Source organism: Bacteroides mediterraneensis, from assembly GCF_900128455.1.
In the GTDB taxonomy this organism is placed as follows: Bacteria; Bacteroidota; Bacteroidia; order Bacteroidales; family Bacteroidaceae; genus Phocaeicola; species Phocaeicola mediterraneensis.
On record NZ_LT635783.1, the window covers coordinates 3,448,821 to 3,461,933 of the forward strand.

Annotated in this window: 19 protein-coding genes; 17 read left to right on the top strand and 2 right to left on the bottom strand. The window is 46.1% G+C overall.

Annotated features, from left to right (window positions below; genetic code table 11):
• Positions 1 to 91: 91 nt before the first annotated feature.
• Together BQ7480_RS14785 and BQ7480_RS14790 are read left to right on the top strand one after the other, a co-directional pair.
• Positions 92 to 3,235, top strand: a complete 3,144-nt coding sequence (locus BQ7480_RS14785) for a sensor histidine kinase (RefSeq protein ID WP_083581840.1) — start codon at positions 92 to 94, stop codon at positions 3,233 to 3,235.
• Between the two features lie 184 nt (positions 3,236 to 3,419).
• Positions 3,420 to 3,653, top strand: coding sequence for a hypothetical protein (locus BQ7480_RS14790; RefSeq protein WP_072544074.1), 234 nt, complete (start codon positions 3,420 to 3,422; stop codon positions 3,651 to 3,653).
• A 423-nt stretch (positions 3,654 to 4,076) separates the two neighbouring features.
• Here BQ7480_RS14790 and BQ7480_RS14800 read toward each other — a convergent pair whose 3' ends face one another.
• Entirely contained in the window at positions 4,077 to 4,781 is a 705-nt protein-coding gene (locus tag BQ7480_RS14800; protein ID WP_139247516.1) for a S24 family peptidase, read from the bottom strand.
• 113 nt (positions 4,782 to 4,894) lie between these two features.
• On the opposite strand from BQ7480_RS14800, the gene BQ7480_RS14805 reads away from it, so the two are divergent.
• The 15 genes from BQ7480_RS14805 (at position 4,895) to BQ7480_RS14875 (ending at position 12,667) form a co-directional block, all read left to right on the top strand.
• Positions 4,895 to 5,116 (top strand): hypothetical protein, encoded by a 222-nt coding sequence (locus BQ7480_RS14805; RefSeq protein WP_072543469.1) that lies wholly within the window; start codon positions 4,895 to 4,897, stop codon positions 5,114 to 5,116.
• A gap of 134 nt (positions 5,117 to 5,250) precedes the next feature.
• Positions 5,251 to 5,553, top strand: a complete 303-nt coding sequence (locus tag BQ7480_RS14810) for a hypothetical protein (protein WP_072543470.1) — start codon at positions 5,251 to 5,253, stop codon at positions 5,551 to 5,553.
• Positions 5,554 to 5,581: 28 nt separating this feature from the next.
• A complete protein-coding gene (locus tag BQ7480_RS14815; protein ID WP_072543471.1) occupies positions 5,582 to 5,962 on the top strand; it encodes a hypothetical protein in 381 nt (126 codons plus the stop codon).
• Positions 5,963 to 5,973: 11 nt separating this feature from the next.
• Entirely contained in the window at positions 5,974 to 8,079 is a 2,106-nt protein-coding gene (locus BQ7480_RS14820) for a hypothetical protein (protein WP_072543472.1), read from the top strand.
• A gap of 36 nt (positions 8,080 to 8,115) precedes the next feature.
• Positions 8,116 to 8,997 (top strand): AAA family ATPase, encoded by an 882-nt coding sequence (locus tag BQ7480_RS14825; protein ID WP_007751516.1) that lies wholly within the window; start codon positions 8,116 to 8,118, stop codon positions 8,995 to 8,997.
• A complete protein-coding gene (locus BQ7480_RS14830; RefSeq protein WP_007751518.1) occupies positions 8,994 to 9,251 on the top strand; it encodes a hypothetical protein in 258 nt (85 codons plus the stop codon). The genes BQ7480_RS14825 and BQ7480_RS14830 overlap by 4 nt, the downstream gene beginning before the upstream one ends.
• Positions 9,220 to 9,882 (top strand): AAA family ATPase, encoded by a 663-nt coding sequence (locus BQ7480_RS14835; RefSeq protein WP_032558186.1) that lies wholly within the window; start codon positions 9,220 to 9,222, stop codon positions 9,880 to 9,882. The genes BQ7480_RS14830 and BQ7480_RS14835 overlap by 32 nt, the downstream gene beginning before the upstream one ends.
• On the top strand, positions 9,863 to 10,084 hold the full coding sequence (locus tag BQ7480_RS14840; protein ID WP_007751522.1) for a hypothetical protein: 222 nt from the start codon (positions 9,863 to 9,865) through the stop codon (positions 10,082 to 10,084). Before BQ7480_RS14835 ends, BQ7480_RS14840 begins: the two co-directional genes overlap by 20 nt.
• On the top strand, positions 10,084 to 10,554 hold the full coding sequence (locus tag BQ7480_RS18420; RefSeq protein ID WP_007562536.1) for a DUF4406 domain-containing protein: 471 nt from the start codon (positions 10,084 to 10,086) through the stop codon (positions 10,552 to 10,554). The genes BQ7480_RS14840 and BQ7480_RS18420 overlap by 1 nt, the downstream gene beginning before the upstream one ends.
• Before the next feature lie 18 nt (positions 10,555 to 10,572).
• Positions 10,573 to 10,806 (top strand): hypothetical protein, encoded by a 234-nt coding sequence (locus BQ7480_RS14850; protein WP_007562534.1) that lies wholly within the window; start codon positions 10,573 to 10,575, stop codon positions 10,804 to 10,806.
• 1 nt (position 10,807) lies between these two features.
• Complete coding sequence (locus tag BQ7480_RS14855) at positions 10,808 to 11,230, top strand: hypothetical protein (RefSeq protein ID WP_007562532.1); 423 nt, start codon at positions 10,808 to 10,810, stop codon at positions 11,228 to 11,230.
• A 6-nt stretch (positions 11,231 to 11,236) separates the two neighbouring features.
• Complete coding sequence (locus tag BQ7480_RS14860) at positions 11,237 to 11,422, top strand: hypothetical protein (RefSeq protein WP_007562531.1); 186 nt, start codon at positions 11,237 to 11,239, stop codon at positions 11,420 to 11,422.
• Positions 11,409 to 11,606 carry a hypothetical protein gene (locus tag BQ7480_RS14865; RefSeq protein WP_007562529.1) on the top strand — a complete coding sequence of 66 codons (198 nt, stop codon included), beginning with the start codon at positions 11,409 to 11,411 and terminating at the stop codon, positions 11,604 to 11,606. The genes BQ7480_RS14860 and BQ7480_RS14865 overlap by 14 nt, the downstream gene beginning before the upstream one ends.
• 18 nt (positions 11,607 to 11,624) lie before the next feature.
• On the top strand, positions 11,625 to 12,287 hold the full coding sequence (locus tag BQ7480_RS14870; protein WP_007751532.1) for a DUF3164 family protein: 663 nt from the start codon (positions 11,625 to 11,627) through the stop codon (positions 12,285 to 12,287).
• 110 nt (positions 12,288 to 12,397) lie between these two features.
• Positions 12,398 to 12,667 (top strand): hypothetical protein, encoded by a 270-nt coding sequence (locus BQ7480_RS14875; RefSeq protein WP_007562525.1) that lies wholly within the window; start codon positions 12,398 to 12,400, stop codon positions 12,665 to 12,667.
• Here BQ7480_RS14875 and BQ7480_RS14880 read toward each other — a convergent pair.
• A complete protein-coding gene (locus tag BQ7480_RS14880; RefSeq protein WP_007562523.1) occupies positions 12,650 to 13,111 on the bottom strand; it encodes a hypothetical protein in 462 nt (153 codons plus the stop codon). The genes BQ7480_RS14875 and BQ7480_RS14880 overlap by 18 nt on opposite strands.
• Positions 13,112 to 13,113 lie beyond the last annotated feature (2 nt).

The window sequence follows — 13,113 nt, forward strand, 5'->3', positions numbered from 1 at the left end:
CTGATAGATGAAACGATTGAACTCTATTCTTTCATTTTTTTGTATTAACAAATAGTATTTCTAAATTTGCATTTATTATTTGCATAATACCATGAAACGACATATTTTTCTACTCCCAATATTTGCTATAGTTTCCGTTTTGGGATGGGGAGCTCCCAACATTTCCAAGGAATATATTAATTTCAGCCCGCTAAGGAACCTCATACAACTTCCAACAAACGAAGTCCGAAATCTTTTTCAAGACAAGGAAGGCTATATCTGGATTGCCACTTATAACGGACTGGTACGTTATGATGGCTATTCCACAAAAGTATACCATGCCGAACCTGATGGCAGTGAAAAATCGATTGACGGATTCATCAATGCAATTGCAGAAGATTACCAGTGCAATTTATGGATTGGCACACACAACGGATTATACAAACTGAATAAAAGAAATGATAAAATAGAAAATATTTCACTTCCACACCCGCAAGTGACAAATGTAGAGACAGTCACATGCACACACAAAGGAGCAGTATGGGTAGGTACCAATAAAGGCCTATTCATAAAAAAAGAAAATGAAACCAATTTCACCCAATATAAGTTTGAAACGAACATCGACGTTAAATCCATATTAGAGGACAAGAGAGGACATATTTGGATTGGCACATGGAACCAAGGACTCTATCGCTATGACCCTACGAGACAACAACTTTATACTTATCACAATGTATGTCCCAGCAATTCCGCACATGTCATTTTTCAGGATAAGAATGAAAATATATGGATTGGAACATGGAGGTATGGCCTATTAAAAATGCAGAATCCATACGACATGCAACATTATGGATTTATCCGGTACACGCATGATGAAAACAACCCTTCAAGCATCGCCGACAACATCATCTATACCATCACTCAAGATAGAAACACCGGAAAACTCTGGATTGGCTCTCGGAGCGCACTCAGCATCATGGAACCGGAGAACGGGACGTTTACCAATTACTATCCGAGCGACAAAAGTGGACATCTCCCTTTTAATGAGGTGGATGCATTACTTTCTAGTGCCGATGGACTAATGTGGGTAGGAATGCTCGGCGGAGGAATCCGGGTAGCAAATACAAACACCCGGAAATTCAGTCTGAACTCACTCAGAAGCATACGCGACATCTTTCCCAGTGCGTCAGTACGAGCCATTTGCCCCATCGACCAAAACTGGATTTGGATCAGTATCATGGGGTTCGGATTTGTAAAATACAATATGCAAAGCCATGAGGTTATTCCATATAATCAAATGCCAGCATTCAGGAGTCTACCTCCTGTATCCACCGTCAACGAAATCATCCGGCTCAGAGAAAATGGAGAATACTGCTTTGCCACATGGGATGACGGACTCTGGATTCTTGATGAAAAAAAGGTAGAGGAAATAAATATTGACTCCTATCCACAACTAACGGATGTGTGTATTTATTCCGTACTGGAGGACAACAAGAAAAATATATGGTTAGGCACGCGCAGTGGAATCTTTTTACTCACTCCCCAAAAGAAAATGCACGCACTGAATGACTTAATAGAAAACAATGCATATATTCCTCCCAAGGAATCTATATTCCGCTTACAAGAAGACAAAGATGGCCATATCTGGGCTGCAACACCTAATTCGGGAATTTGGAAAATCACTCCTAAAAATCATAAATTCGTAACCAAACAATACAGCATCAATTTGGGAAACGCAGAAGCAGTGGGAGCCATGGCATTGTACATTGACAGTGAGAATACCATTTGGGCAGGTACAAATGGGAAAGGACTAAATGTCTATAATCCTCACAAAGATTGTTTTCAGAATGCATTGCCCAATACAATGAAAAAAGGGGAAGTAGTTTCTTGCATACTTGAAGATGACCAAAAGGGGTTATGGGTCACCATGACCTCTGAAATGATTCATATTGACAAAACAAAAAAAGGGAAAAACATACAAGTATTTACCACCGAAGACGGACTACAAGACTACATCTTCAATCGAAATGCTTGTGCGAAGGGAGAAGATGGCAAATTATATTTCGGTGGGGTTCACGGCATAAACAGTTTCTTTCCGGAAGAAATCAATTATGATACTGTTTCATACCCTGTAGTATTAACCGACCTGAAAATCTACAACACATCCATTTCACACATGTCAGACACAGAACTGCAAAAAATAATGGATTCATCCTTGGAATATACACAACATATAACCCTTTCATACAAACAAAATAATTTCAGTATCGGATTTTCAGTATTAAACTATATCAACCCCATACTGAATAAATATGAATACAAATTAGAAGGATATGATAATCAATGGATTTCTACAGAAGGTTATCAACCAGCCGCATTCTATAACAATCTTCCTGCAGGTACTTATACTTTCTATGTAAGAGGGAGTAATCCGAATGGGTTATGGTCGAACAACATACGTTCTGTAACCATTACCATTTTGCCTCCTCCCTGGCTAACCTGGTGGGCTTATTGCATCTATACTATTTTGTTCGCCTTATTGGTATGGTATTCCTACAGAATCATACGTAAAAGAATCCACCTGCAACAAATGGTAGAATTGGCCAATATACAACGCCAGAAAGACGAAGAAATCAATCACAGCAAACTGCAATTCTTCACCAATATCACCCATGAACTGCTTACCCCATTATCCATCATTTCCGCCTCAATTGATGAAATAAAAATACATTTTCCGGAAACCCGGAACTCACTGCCGGAAATAGAAGATAACCTATTGCGGTTAAAACGATTAATACAGCAAATACTGGAATTTCGGAAAGTAGAAAACGGACGCCAGAAACTGAAGGTTTCTTACGGAAACCTAACCACCTTCCTGCAGCATTCGGCACAAGCATTTACTCCATTGGTCAGAAAAAAAAATCTGCACTTTGCTTTTCAGAATATGAGTACCGAATACCAAGGCTATTTTGATCATGACAAGCTGGATAAAATCATCTATAACCTTTTGTCCAATGCAGCCAAATATACCACAGAAAATAAGTATGGGGCATACAACGAAGCGGTTTTTTCAATGGTCGGGGAAAATGGGCGAAAGGCTTTGAGAACCAAATGGTTTAGGCATGTTCGGGAAAATGGGCTGAATATTTCGAAGCGGTTTTTCTCTTTACATGGGCTTACATCTGCTTTACGTTTGAGGGGCTTTTCTGCGGATCTTCGGGCGATTGCTTTACATCGGGCTTGCAGATGGGGCTAAAACGTCCTGGAAGGGCTTTATTTTCGGCTGTGTGGCCGTTTTATGGCTGGGTTGATGGATTTTGTTATATGATGGTGTGAACGGCTGTATGGCCGTTTTTTTAGTGTCTATTTTCAAATATTATTTCTTGAAATTCTTCCAAATAGGTATTATTTGGTATATTTGCAGCATAATAGAAACGAGTATGGCAAAAGTGATTCATGTGCATTTGCTGCATAAAATAGATGGAACGAAGCAGAAAGACTGGTATTTCAGCAGTATATCGGCTGTTTATACGGTTCTGACGGCAGAACAGGTGGGAGCGACCAAGAACTACCTGCTTCATGCCGGACTGTCTGGTAACGGCACAATATGCACGAAAAAGGCTATAATTAAGCAATCTACGCTCATTTCGGGCGGTAGTAAGGGCAATGGTTAGAACGACATAATAACGCCGTTAGAAAGGCTTGTAGGCGTTATTTCTTTGAATGCTGATTGGGGAGCTTATGGCTCCCCTTTTTTATGCCCTTACGGATGGTAATTTTTGGTTTAGGGTTACTATTACGGTTACTGTTTAGGGTTACTACTTTAATGAGTTTAGGGTTACTTTTAGGGTTACTTTTTTGGATTTTGGAGGGTTCGCCCGAAATAGGAAAGAATGCAGTAAATGTAAATAAGTGCCGTTTTTCGCTGTTTTCAGATAGGAAAAACGACACTTACTTTATAGATACACATTATATATATAGCGTGAAGCCTTTGATTTTCAGTTGTTTTTGCATCCTGATACTCTGTAAATGCCTCTAAAAGTGTGTGCGTGCGTCTTATTGTGCCTGTTGGGTGATATGACGCATGTGCTTCCTCATTAGAAGAACTTGCTGATGCTTCCAATGACTTCAAAGACATTCATGATGCGTGATTTGTCGAATTCCTGCTCATCGTAGTCCTCTGTATTAATGGGAATGAAGCGCAACTTGCTTGGATCCGGCGACCTGCGCAGGATTTTAATGGTACGGATGGTGTCCAATACCACTGCATAGATTTCTCCATACTGGATGTCGTTGAGTGTGCATTGTCGCAGGGCGATGATGTCGCCATGGTTTATTTTGGGCTCCATGGAGTGGCCGGTGACATTGCACCAGAGGCTGGCTTTTTCGAATCCCCTTATTACGATGTTGGTGGCAGGTATGTTTACCTGAGAGTTGAACACCTCATCGAATCCCCCAATAAAGTCAACATCGTAGTATGGTGTGCCGACAGATGGGTTCATAGATGTTGTAGGCAGAGTCGAAGGATTGGCTTCGTCTGCTGTTTGAATGCCGTTCAAATCATCTTTCAACATGCTACCTGCACCAGTAAGTAACCAATCGGCAGATAATTCTGGATAGGCTAATAGAATTTTTTCAATATTCATTGAGCTCATACCTTTGCCAGACACCTTTGCTTTCCCGATAAGTCCAACAGAAAGACCGGCATTGACAGTCATTTGATTGTCATTTATGCCCTTTTTCTCCATGAAATATTGAAGTCTTTCTATAAAATTCATGCCTTTATATTGATTTTCTTCCATATTTAGTTTGGTGTATTGAAATATTTCTATATATTTGCAGCGTGTTTAAGATGTAAACAGCGCGCCAAATATACAAAAAAGGCGTGTGATTAGCGAATTTTAAGTATAAGATTATGAAAGAGACATTATTGAGAAAGGTAAAACCGGAAACATTGGAAAAACTCCTCAGTGCGTTTGGTGATGTTCTTGATGAAATCAAGGATGCAGTACCTAACAAGAATGAAAGGTTACGAGATGAATTATATACATCTTTACTCGTGATGAACTATGATGCGTTTCAGACACTAAGGTGGCACGAACAGAAGAAACAAGAGGGCAAAGAGATTGCCGGATAACTGGCAGCCCGGAAAGACGGGCAGGGGCGGCAGGCACGGCCGGAAAGTTGGTAAATTGAAAATAAGAAAGCGTAGAAAGCCGCTGGGGTTCGATTCCCCTCGCCCCACGATATTAACCTTTAAAAATTCAGATTATGGCAAAGAAATTCAACCAAGGAAGGGATGAACGCCAGTTCAAGCAGAAGCTTCGCACGATGATAAGCAGTGCGGCCCATACACAGAACATTGCCGACCAGGCTATGGATTTGGCCGGACAGTTCATGACAGAGGATGCGATCAGCAACTCGGATGCCTACCGGGTGATAGAGAATGTGAGCTGTGTGTGCGAGGAAGCCATGCAGGTGCTGATTGAGGAACTGAAGAAGGGAACACGCCTTTACGAGATCCTTCCGGATGATTCGGATGACATCAAGCGGAAAGCGATTGAGGAATTATAAATGAGCAATATATCAAGAGATAAACGATATGAGAAAGCAGATTTTGACAGATAACGAGACAAAGACCTTCCTGATGAAGACCTTTAAGTGCAGCCGTCAGGCTGTGTGGCAGGCACTGAATTTTGTCCGTGACAGCGACCAGGCCCGTCGGATCCGTACCCTTGCCCTGAAGCGAGGCGGTAAACTGACCGACGGGAACTTCATCCCGAACTGCGAAACCACCTTTGAAGAGTGCGAGAAAACCATGACCTGCACCTTCGGTCCCCGTGTAAAACTGGTAGTCCAACGGAAGACCAACGATGTGGACGTGTACGTGGACGGAAAACGGACCGAAACCTACCAATGTGAGTTTGTATCAGACTTCATGCAGCTGCAGCACGAGACCCAACAGATGGCAGCCGCCTTATAAACAGAAATGAAATGGAGTATTATGGAAAGATATTGTGCATATCCTACAATGACCTGACCTACGACGACCGACCGGTGATGGTGAACGGGAAGGCTGACTACAGCAGAAGCCGCACGCTGAAAGGCGTTCATCCTTCCACTCTTTCCGAAGAAGAACTTGCTCCCATCCTGTCGGTACCCAATTACAAGAAATTAGCGGCCAAGAAAGAAATCAACGTAGTGCGACCCGGCAAGGGGCTTGGAAGCTATGCACTGGTAGAGATAGCGACCATGCCACTGCGGTTTCAGGAAAGGATAAAACTAAAATACGGAGACATGAAAGAGGACGTTATAAGAAATTGGCTCGGCAGCCATTACCACATCGATGCGAAAGCCCGGGAGTTCTACACCCGATTCCGCTTTGACAACGGAGATACACTGCCACCGGAACACATCCAAGAATATACGGTAAACGCTTCGGTAATTGAGGCAGTGATGCGTGCCATGGAGGATGCCACGTTTATGCGAAAGGCCATGAAGGCCGGGCCGGTGAACTGGGGCGAACTGGCAGGAGCCATCAGTTACTACCAAGCAGAGTTCGGACATACCTTGCCTGTCAGTTCCAACCGCTTCAAGAAGCGTGTGAATGACTTCAAGGCCAACGGCTATGAAAGCCTTATCAGCCGCAAGTTCATGAACCAGAACCGCCGGAAAGTGACCTATGACATTGAACGCCTGCTGCTGAGCATCGATGCCCAACCGGAGCAGCCCTTCAATACCACCGTGTGGGAACAGTACAATCTATTTGTGCAAGGAGAACTGGAGCTATATGACCCCGAAACCGGCGAGGTGTTGAATCCGGCAGACTTTACCGACAAGGATGGAAATCCGCTGGTATTGAGCCCGGCCACAGTAGCCAACTACCTGAACAACCCCAAGAACAAGGCCCTTCGCGGTAAGCTGCACATGAGCCAATGGGATTTCAACAATGCCTACCGTCCTTATCATCTGCGCAGCATCGGTGAATATTCCTTGAGTAAGGTTTCTCTTGACGACCGCGACCTGCCGCGCCCAATGAAGGATGGCAACCGAGTGAAAGCCTATTATGCCTACGATGTGGTGAGCGGTGCTGTGGTGGGATATGCCTACAACCGGTACAAGACTACCGAGTTATTTTTAGACTGCATGCGAAACATGTTCCAGACCCTGGACCGGAACGGCATGTATATCCCCGCCGAGTTAGAAGTGGAACACCACCTGGTAAGCGACTTTGCCGACGGATTGATGCAAGCCGGTACCGTCTTCCCCCTGATCCGCTGGTGTAACCCCGGGAACTCGCGTGAAAAACGTGCCGAGCACAAGAACCGCGAAAAGAAATACGGTGTGGAGAAACGCACGCAGGTAGGTATCGGCCGATGGTATGCCAAGCTGGAGGCCAACCGCCCGAAGGAAGAAAAGGTGTATGACGAAAAGAACAACACCTACAAGGTGAAGACCTATAGTTATGAAGAATTGGTAGCCGATGATATACGCGCCATTGAGACCTTCAACGCACAGCCTCACCCCAACCAAAAGCGCTATCCGGGCATGAGCCGTTGGGATGTGCTTTGCGCCCATCAGAACCCGAACCTTGCACCTTGGGACAAGGCCGTTCTTTACCGGTTCATCGGACAGCACACCGAAACAACCATCCGGCAGAACACCTACTGCACGGTGATGTACAACCAATACGGACTGCCCAGCCCGGAAATCATCGAAAAGCTGGAGCCGAGGAACTACAAGGTAGATGCCTATTATCTGCCCGATGCCGACGGAACCATCAACGAGGTATATATCTACCAGAACGGACGATATATCGCCACCTGCAAGCCCGTAGCCCGTTACAATGAGAATACAGCCGAGCAGACCGAGTACGACAAGGCAGCCTATACCGAACAGTCCAAGTATGTAGCTCAATTCGACAAGATGATGAAGGACGGCAAGATCAAGCGTGTGGGCATCCTTGCCAAAGAGGAAGCAAAGCTGATAACAGAGGTACAGGCGGAAGCCGTTCCCCTTCCTGCACAAGCCGAGGAAGAAGATTACTCAGCCTATATGGACATCAGTGCCTTCGAGCATGATGCAGTAGCCAAGATATAATTAACGACGTTAGAACGAATTTAAAACAGCATTCAAATGGAAATAACAAATGAAGTAAAGCAACGTATTGTGGCAGCGATAGCCGCCGACCGTGAAAATTATCCCAGTGACAACCGCCATGCCACGGCACTGGGCATAGCCCCCAGCGTTTACAATGCCATCAAGCGGGGCAATTATGAAAAGCAGGTCAGTGATGCCAACTGGGTAGGTATAGCCCGAAGATTAGGCGTGCAACTGCGTACAGAAATACCTTGGCTGGCAGCACAGACCCCGACCTACGTGTTTGTGAGCAAGCAGCTGGAAGTGTGCCAGGGAAGCGGGCTGAGTGCCATCCTGTGCGATATGCCCAATATCGGCAAGACCTTTACAGCGAAAGCTTACGTGAAGCAGCACAAGCACGCCGTATATGTGGACTGCAGCCAGGTGAAGACCAAACTGAAGCTGATACGCTACATTGCCAAGGAATTCGGTGTGACCAGCAACGGACGCTATAGCGACGTGTATGAGGATCTGGTGGCCTACCTGCGCACGATTGATACGCCCCTGGTTATCCTGGATGAAGCCGGGGACCTGCAGTATGAAGCCTTCCTGGAGTTAAAGGCGCTTTGGAACGCTACGGAACGCTGCTGTGCCTGGTATATGATGGGTGCCGACGGATTAAAGGAGAAGATCAACCGCGCCATCGAAGGCAAGAAGGTGGGCTATACCGAAATGTTGAGCCGCTACGGTGACTCCTACAGCAAGGTGACCCCGGACGATGCGCAGGAACGCGAAAAGTTTCTGAAGGCACAGGCTGCCATCGTCGCAAAAATCAATGCCCCGGACGGTGCCGACATTGCCAAGATTGTTCATAGCACCGGAGGCGGCTTGCGGCGCGTATATACCGAAATCGAAAAATTAAGGAGGATGCAGGCATGATAAGCAAGATAGAAATGCAAGCGATGGATGCTGTTATCGGTATCCATCGCGAGATGAGAAAAGCGAATGAGATAGACTGGGAACAGCGCAGATATGAAATTGCCAAAAGCATGCTTCCGGTAGTAAGAAGCAATTCATCAGGTATAATGTCTATAAAACAAGTTGCCAGACTTGCTGTGGACTATGCTGATGCTCTTATTGAAGAATTGAAAGGAGGTAACCGTGAAACTGAAGAGAGCCTACAGTCCCGGTGAGGTGCTGAACATGAAGATTCCCCGGTTCGAGTTTTCCGGGGACTGGCAAACCTCGATAGGCAACCCGGCCAAGAGCGGCGTGTGGATTATTTGGGGAGCCAGCGGAAACGGTAAGAGCAGCTTTGTGATGCAGCTGGCCAAGTACCTGTGTAGCTTCGGACGCGTAATTTATGACAGTTTGGAAGAAAGTACCGGTTTGTCGTTCCAGATGAGCCTGAAACGGCACAAGATGGGTGAAGTGAAAAAGAAGCTGATTATCCTTGACCGGGAACCGATGGAGCAATTGGAGGAACGGTTACGGCGCAGAGGCAGTCCCGGAATCGTGATTATCGACAGCTTCCAATACAGCGGCTTGAACTACAAAACCTACAAGGAGTTCAAGGAACGTCATCCCAAGAAACTGTTTATCTTCATCAGCCATGCCGAGGGGCTTCATCCGGCAGGTAGAAGCGCCCGCAAGGTGGAATATGACGCCGATGTGAAAATCATGGTAAGCTGTTTCAAAGCCTGGTGCAAAAGCCGCTTTATGGAGCGGCCCGGTGAGCCCTACGTGATATGGGAAGAAGGTGCTGCCAAAACATTGAAGGACGATAATATGGAGGATTATTTGAATGATGGAATGGGAGAATAAGCTGTACCAGATACTCCTGAAAGAACAGGAAGCGGAGGCCGTGGTGGACGATTGGGTAGAACGTAACATACAAAGCGACCTCCGTCTGCGCAGGGCCAAGACAAAGGGACACGTAGTGATAGAAACCAGGGATGTGATGTTTGCTCGGAATATTCAGGTATGGCATCCGTCCTGCCAAATAAACATTAAAGATTTGAAGTGATGGAAAAGAAAGAAGAAAAGAAAGTGTGCTGCATCTGCGGCAAAGAGTATGAGGGCTACGGATACAATCCGTTCCCGGTGAAAGAAGAAGGCTGCTGCTGCCAATCGTGCAACTACAGTGTGGTGGTTCCGGAACGGTGGGAACGACACAAGGCTTTTCAACGTGGTGAAGCGACCGGTGCCGGGAAAGTGTACATCAGCGGAGCCATCGCGCACTATGATATGAATGAGCGCAAGGAAGCCTTCAGCCGTGCCGAGGAGAAACTGATGGCACAAGGCTATGATCCTGTAAACCCTTTCAGGAACGGATTGCCGGATGAAGCTCATTGGAGAGCCCACATGCGGGCCGACATTGCCCTGTTGCTGGCTTGTGACTATATCTACATGCTGAAGGACTGGGAACTGAGCAAGGGAGCCAAACTGGAGCTTGACGTAGCCAGTTCGTGTGGCATTAAAGTATTGTTTGAATAACCTTTTAATAGTGAATGTATGGAAGAAAAACAGAAAGTTCAGGTCGTATTTGAATTTGACCGTTCCGAGTATGACGCGTATCTCTTTTTGATGAATCAAAAGAAGACGAAAGAGGTAGAGCAAATATGGAACACCATGAGCGGTGAGCCTGTGGTTGCGGATATTGATTTGTTTGAAGAGGACAGCCAGTCTGTAAAACTTATGATGATAAGTTTGGCAATTCTTTCAGTGGAGAAAAAAGTGAAAGGATGATATGGCACAGGAAGTAACCAATTTCGCCCGGTTCTATGCATTGTTCAACAAACTGCCTTATCAGGGCGATCGGGAGGAATTCAAAAAACAAATCGTGCTGCAGTACACGTGGAACCGGACAGACAGTCTGAAGGAAATGACGGCCAAGGAGTATGAAGTTTGTTGTACTGCTCTGGAGAAACTGAGCGGACAAGACGAATGGCGGCAGAAACTTCGCGAGGAACTGCGACGGAAACGCAGCGTCTGCCTGAAGCTGATGCAACAGTTGGGTATAGACACCACCGACTGGAACCGGGTGAACGAATTCTGCAACAACCCCCGGATAGCCGGCAAGCCCTTTGTTCAGGTTAGTACAGCCGAGCTGGAACAACTGGCCATCAAACTGCGGGCTATCCAACGAAAAGGAGGTTTAACCGATAAATAGAGCAATATGGATAAAAAAGCACATGAAGCGCTTGAGCGCATAAGAAAAGACGTGACCCTTACGACATCCGATATGGAGAACCAGGATGCAGCGGAGTTTTTCAACGAACTGGCCGACTGGGCGTATGCCAATGGGGAGGCCATGCTGATAGACGATGAACCGGAAAAGCAGGATGATTATGAGGATAGATGACCAAGACAAGCTGATAAAAGCGGGGTTCTGTATAATACGAAAGGATGATTATCCAGGCCCGAGGATAAAGATGTGTACCGGCATAAACGGTGGCTGGAAGACATACAAGAAGTTTGAAACCAAAGCAGAAAGAGACAGGACATTCGCTTTGCTGCTGAAGGATGACAAAGTAATAGCTGATTAACAACTAAAATGATTTAAAATGGAAAAGAACAATCAAAGTGTGGACATCAAGTCCCTGAGTAAAGAACAGCGAGCAGCCCTCATGGCCCAGCTGCAGCAAGAAGAGAAAGAAGACCGCATCGCCCGTCGTGAAACTTACGAGGCATTACGCGGTGAGTTTATGCACGAAGTAAAGACCAACGTTCTTGAGATGGTGAATGCCGTGACCGGGTTCCGCGGATGGCTGGAAAAAGAAGCCGATGCCTTTACCAAGGTGATGAAGGAATACGGCCAGGTGAAAAGCGACGAACAGCGCAGCTATACCATTACGGACGGAGACTTCCGTCTGGAAGTGAAAAGCAACAAGGTGAAAGGCTTCGATGAACGAGCCGACATGGCAGCCGACCGTCTGATTGACTATTTGAAGCGCTACATGCAGAACAGCGAGAAAGGTTCTGATGATCCGATGTATCAGATGGCCATGACCCTGCTGGAGCGCAACAAGATGGGCGACCTGGACTACAAGAGCATTTCAAAGCTGTATGAACTGGAAGATAAGTTCGATGAAGAGTATGCAGACATCATGCGCCTGTTCAAGGAAGCTAATGTAGTGCAGCGCAATGCCACCAACTACTACTTCAGCCGCCGCAACCCTGAAAACGGCGTATGGACCCGCATTGAACCCAGTTTCTGCCGTTTGTAGCCGAAACCCGTTAACCCTATAAACAGAAAGCGCCGCAGTTGTTATAATTGCGGCGCTTTTGTTCTTAAAATAGATGGAAATCAGTTATTTTTGTAAGAGAAATAAAATGTATGGGCAAAGGACGGGATAAAGAACTGATCAAGCTGCGTGACGAGGCACTATGCCGTCGTTACTACTATTGGACAGAAATACAGCGGTTGCGGTTCGACGATGCTTTAAAAGTGTTGTCGGAGCGCGAATTCTTTATATCCGAGGAACGTATCATGACCATCATCCGCCGGAAATCACGTGAGGGAACAGACTACAATCTGAAGCCTGTTCCCAAGGTGAAAGCCCCCCGTCTGACTGCCGCCCAGCTGGAACTATTCCCCATAAGATGACGGCATGGCCGATTCATCGTGCAGTGTGAATGAGAACGTCATTTCATAGACCTTGATGTAATGCGGCATGGCATACGAACGGCTTTTCTCGCGTACCAGCGGCGAAGCGTTGTCCGTGCATTGCAGACACTGCAGCGACTTGTATAATTTCTTGGCCAGCTGCTGCCTTTCCCTCACCTTGTCATACGTGCCGGATGCGTAGCTTGTATCGTCGTAACAATCGATGGCCAGCCGGACGGTCAGTGCGGATTCGCTTTTCTGTGCCCCGTATCCGAGGTCGTGCCAGTCGGAGTTTGTATTTCCGATTAATACACAAGGGAAAGTGACCGGGTACTGGTCTTCTTCTGCTCCCATTTCCAATTGTCCGTAGTCCTCGTCGATGAGAGAGAGTTCCGGCATTTCCTGTGCAATCTGTTCCATGATTGCGATAAAAATTTCGTCCATAT

Excerpts from the sequence above, each read along its gene's own strand:
- BQ7480_RS14785 (WP_083581840.1), top strand. The coding sequence starts at position 92 with ATGAAACGACATATTTTTCTACTCCCAATATTTGCTATAGTTTCCGTT.
- BQ7480_RS14790 (WP_072544074.1), top strand. The coding sequence starts at position 3,420 with ATGGCAAAAGTGATTCATGTGCATTTGCTGCATAAAATAGATGGAACG.
- BQ7480_RS14800 (WP_139247516.1), bottom strand. The coding sequence starts at position 4,781 with ATGGAAGAAAATCAATATAAAGGCATGAATTTTATAGAAAGACTTCAA.
- BQ7480_RS14805 (WP_072543469.1), top strand. The coding sequence starts at position 4,895 with ATGAAAGAGACATTATTGAGAAAGGTAAAACCGGAAACATTGGAAAAA.
- BQ7480_RS14810 (WP_072543470.1), top strand. The coding sequence starts at position 5,251 with ATGGCAAAGAAATTCAACCAAGGAAGGGATGAACGCCAGTTCAAGCAG.
- BQ7480_RS14815 (WP_072543471.1), top strand. The coding sequence starts at position 5,582 with ATGAGAAAGCAGATTTTGACAGATAACGAGACAAAGACCTTCCTGATG.
- BQ7480_RS14820 (WP_072543472.1), top strand. The coding sequence starts at position 5,974 with ATGGAGTATTATGGAAAGATATTGTGCATATCCTACAATGACCTGACC.
- BQ7480_RS14825 (WP_007751516.1), top strand. The coding sequence starts at position 8,116 with ATGGAAATAACAAATGAAGTAAAGCAACGTATTGTGGCAGCGATAGCC.
- BQ7480_RS14830 (WP_007751518.1), top strand. The coding sequence starts at position 8,994 with ATGATAAGCAAGATAGAAATGCAAGCGATGGATGCTGTTATCGGTATC.
- BQ7480_RS14840 (WP_007751522.1), top strand. The coding sequence starts at position 9,863 with ATGATGGAATGGGAGAATAAGCTGTACCAGATACTCCTGAAAGAACAG.
- BQ7480_RS18420 (WP_007562536.1), top strand. The coding sequence starts at position 10,084 with ATGGAAAAGAAAGAAGAAAAGAAAGTGTGCTGCATCTGCGGCAAAGAG.
- BQ7480_RS14850 (WP_007562534.1), top strand. The coding sequence starts at position 10,573 with ATGGAAGAAAAACAGAAAGTTCAGGTCGTATTTGAATTTGACCGTTCC.
- BQ7480_RS14855 (WP_007562532.1), top strand. The coding sequence starts at position 10,808 with ATGGCACAGGAAGTAACCAATTTCGCCCGGTTCTATGCATTGTTCAAC.
- BQ7480_RS14860 (WP_007562531.1), top strand. The coding sequence starts at position 11,237 with ATGGATAAAAAAGCACATGAAGCGCTTGAGCGCATAAGAAAAGACGTG.
- BQ7480_RS14865 (WP_007562529.1), top strand. The coding sequence starts at position 11,409 with ATGAGGATAGATGACCAAGACAAGCTGATAAAAGCGGGGTTCTGTATA.
- BQ7480_RS14870 (WP_007751532.1), top strand. The coding sequence starts at position 11,625 with ATGGAAAAGAACAATCAAAGTGTGGACATCAAGTCCCTGAGTAAAGAA.
- BQ7480_RS14875 (WP_007562525.1), top strand. The coding sequence starts at position 12,398 with ATGGGCAAAGGACGGGATAAAGAACTGATCAAGCTGCGTGACGAGGCA.
- BQ7480_RS14880 (WP_007562523.1), bottom strand. The coding sequence starts at position 13,111 with ATGGACGAAATTTTTATCGCAATCATGGAACAGATTGCACAGGAAATG.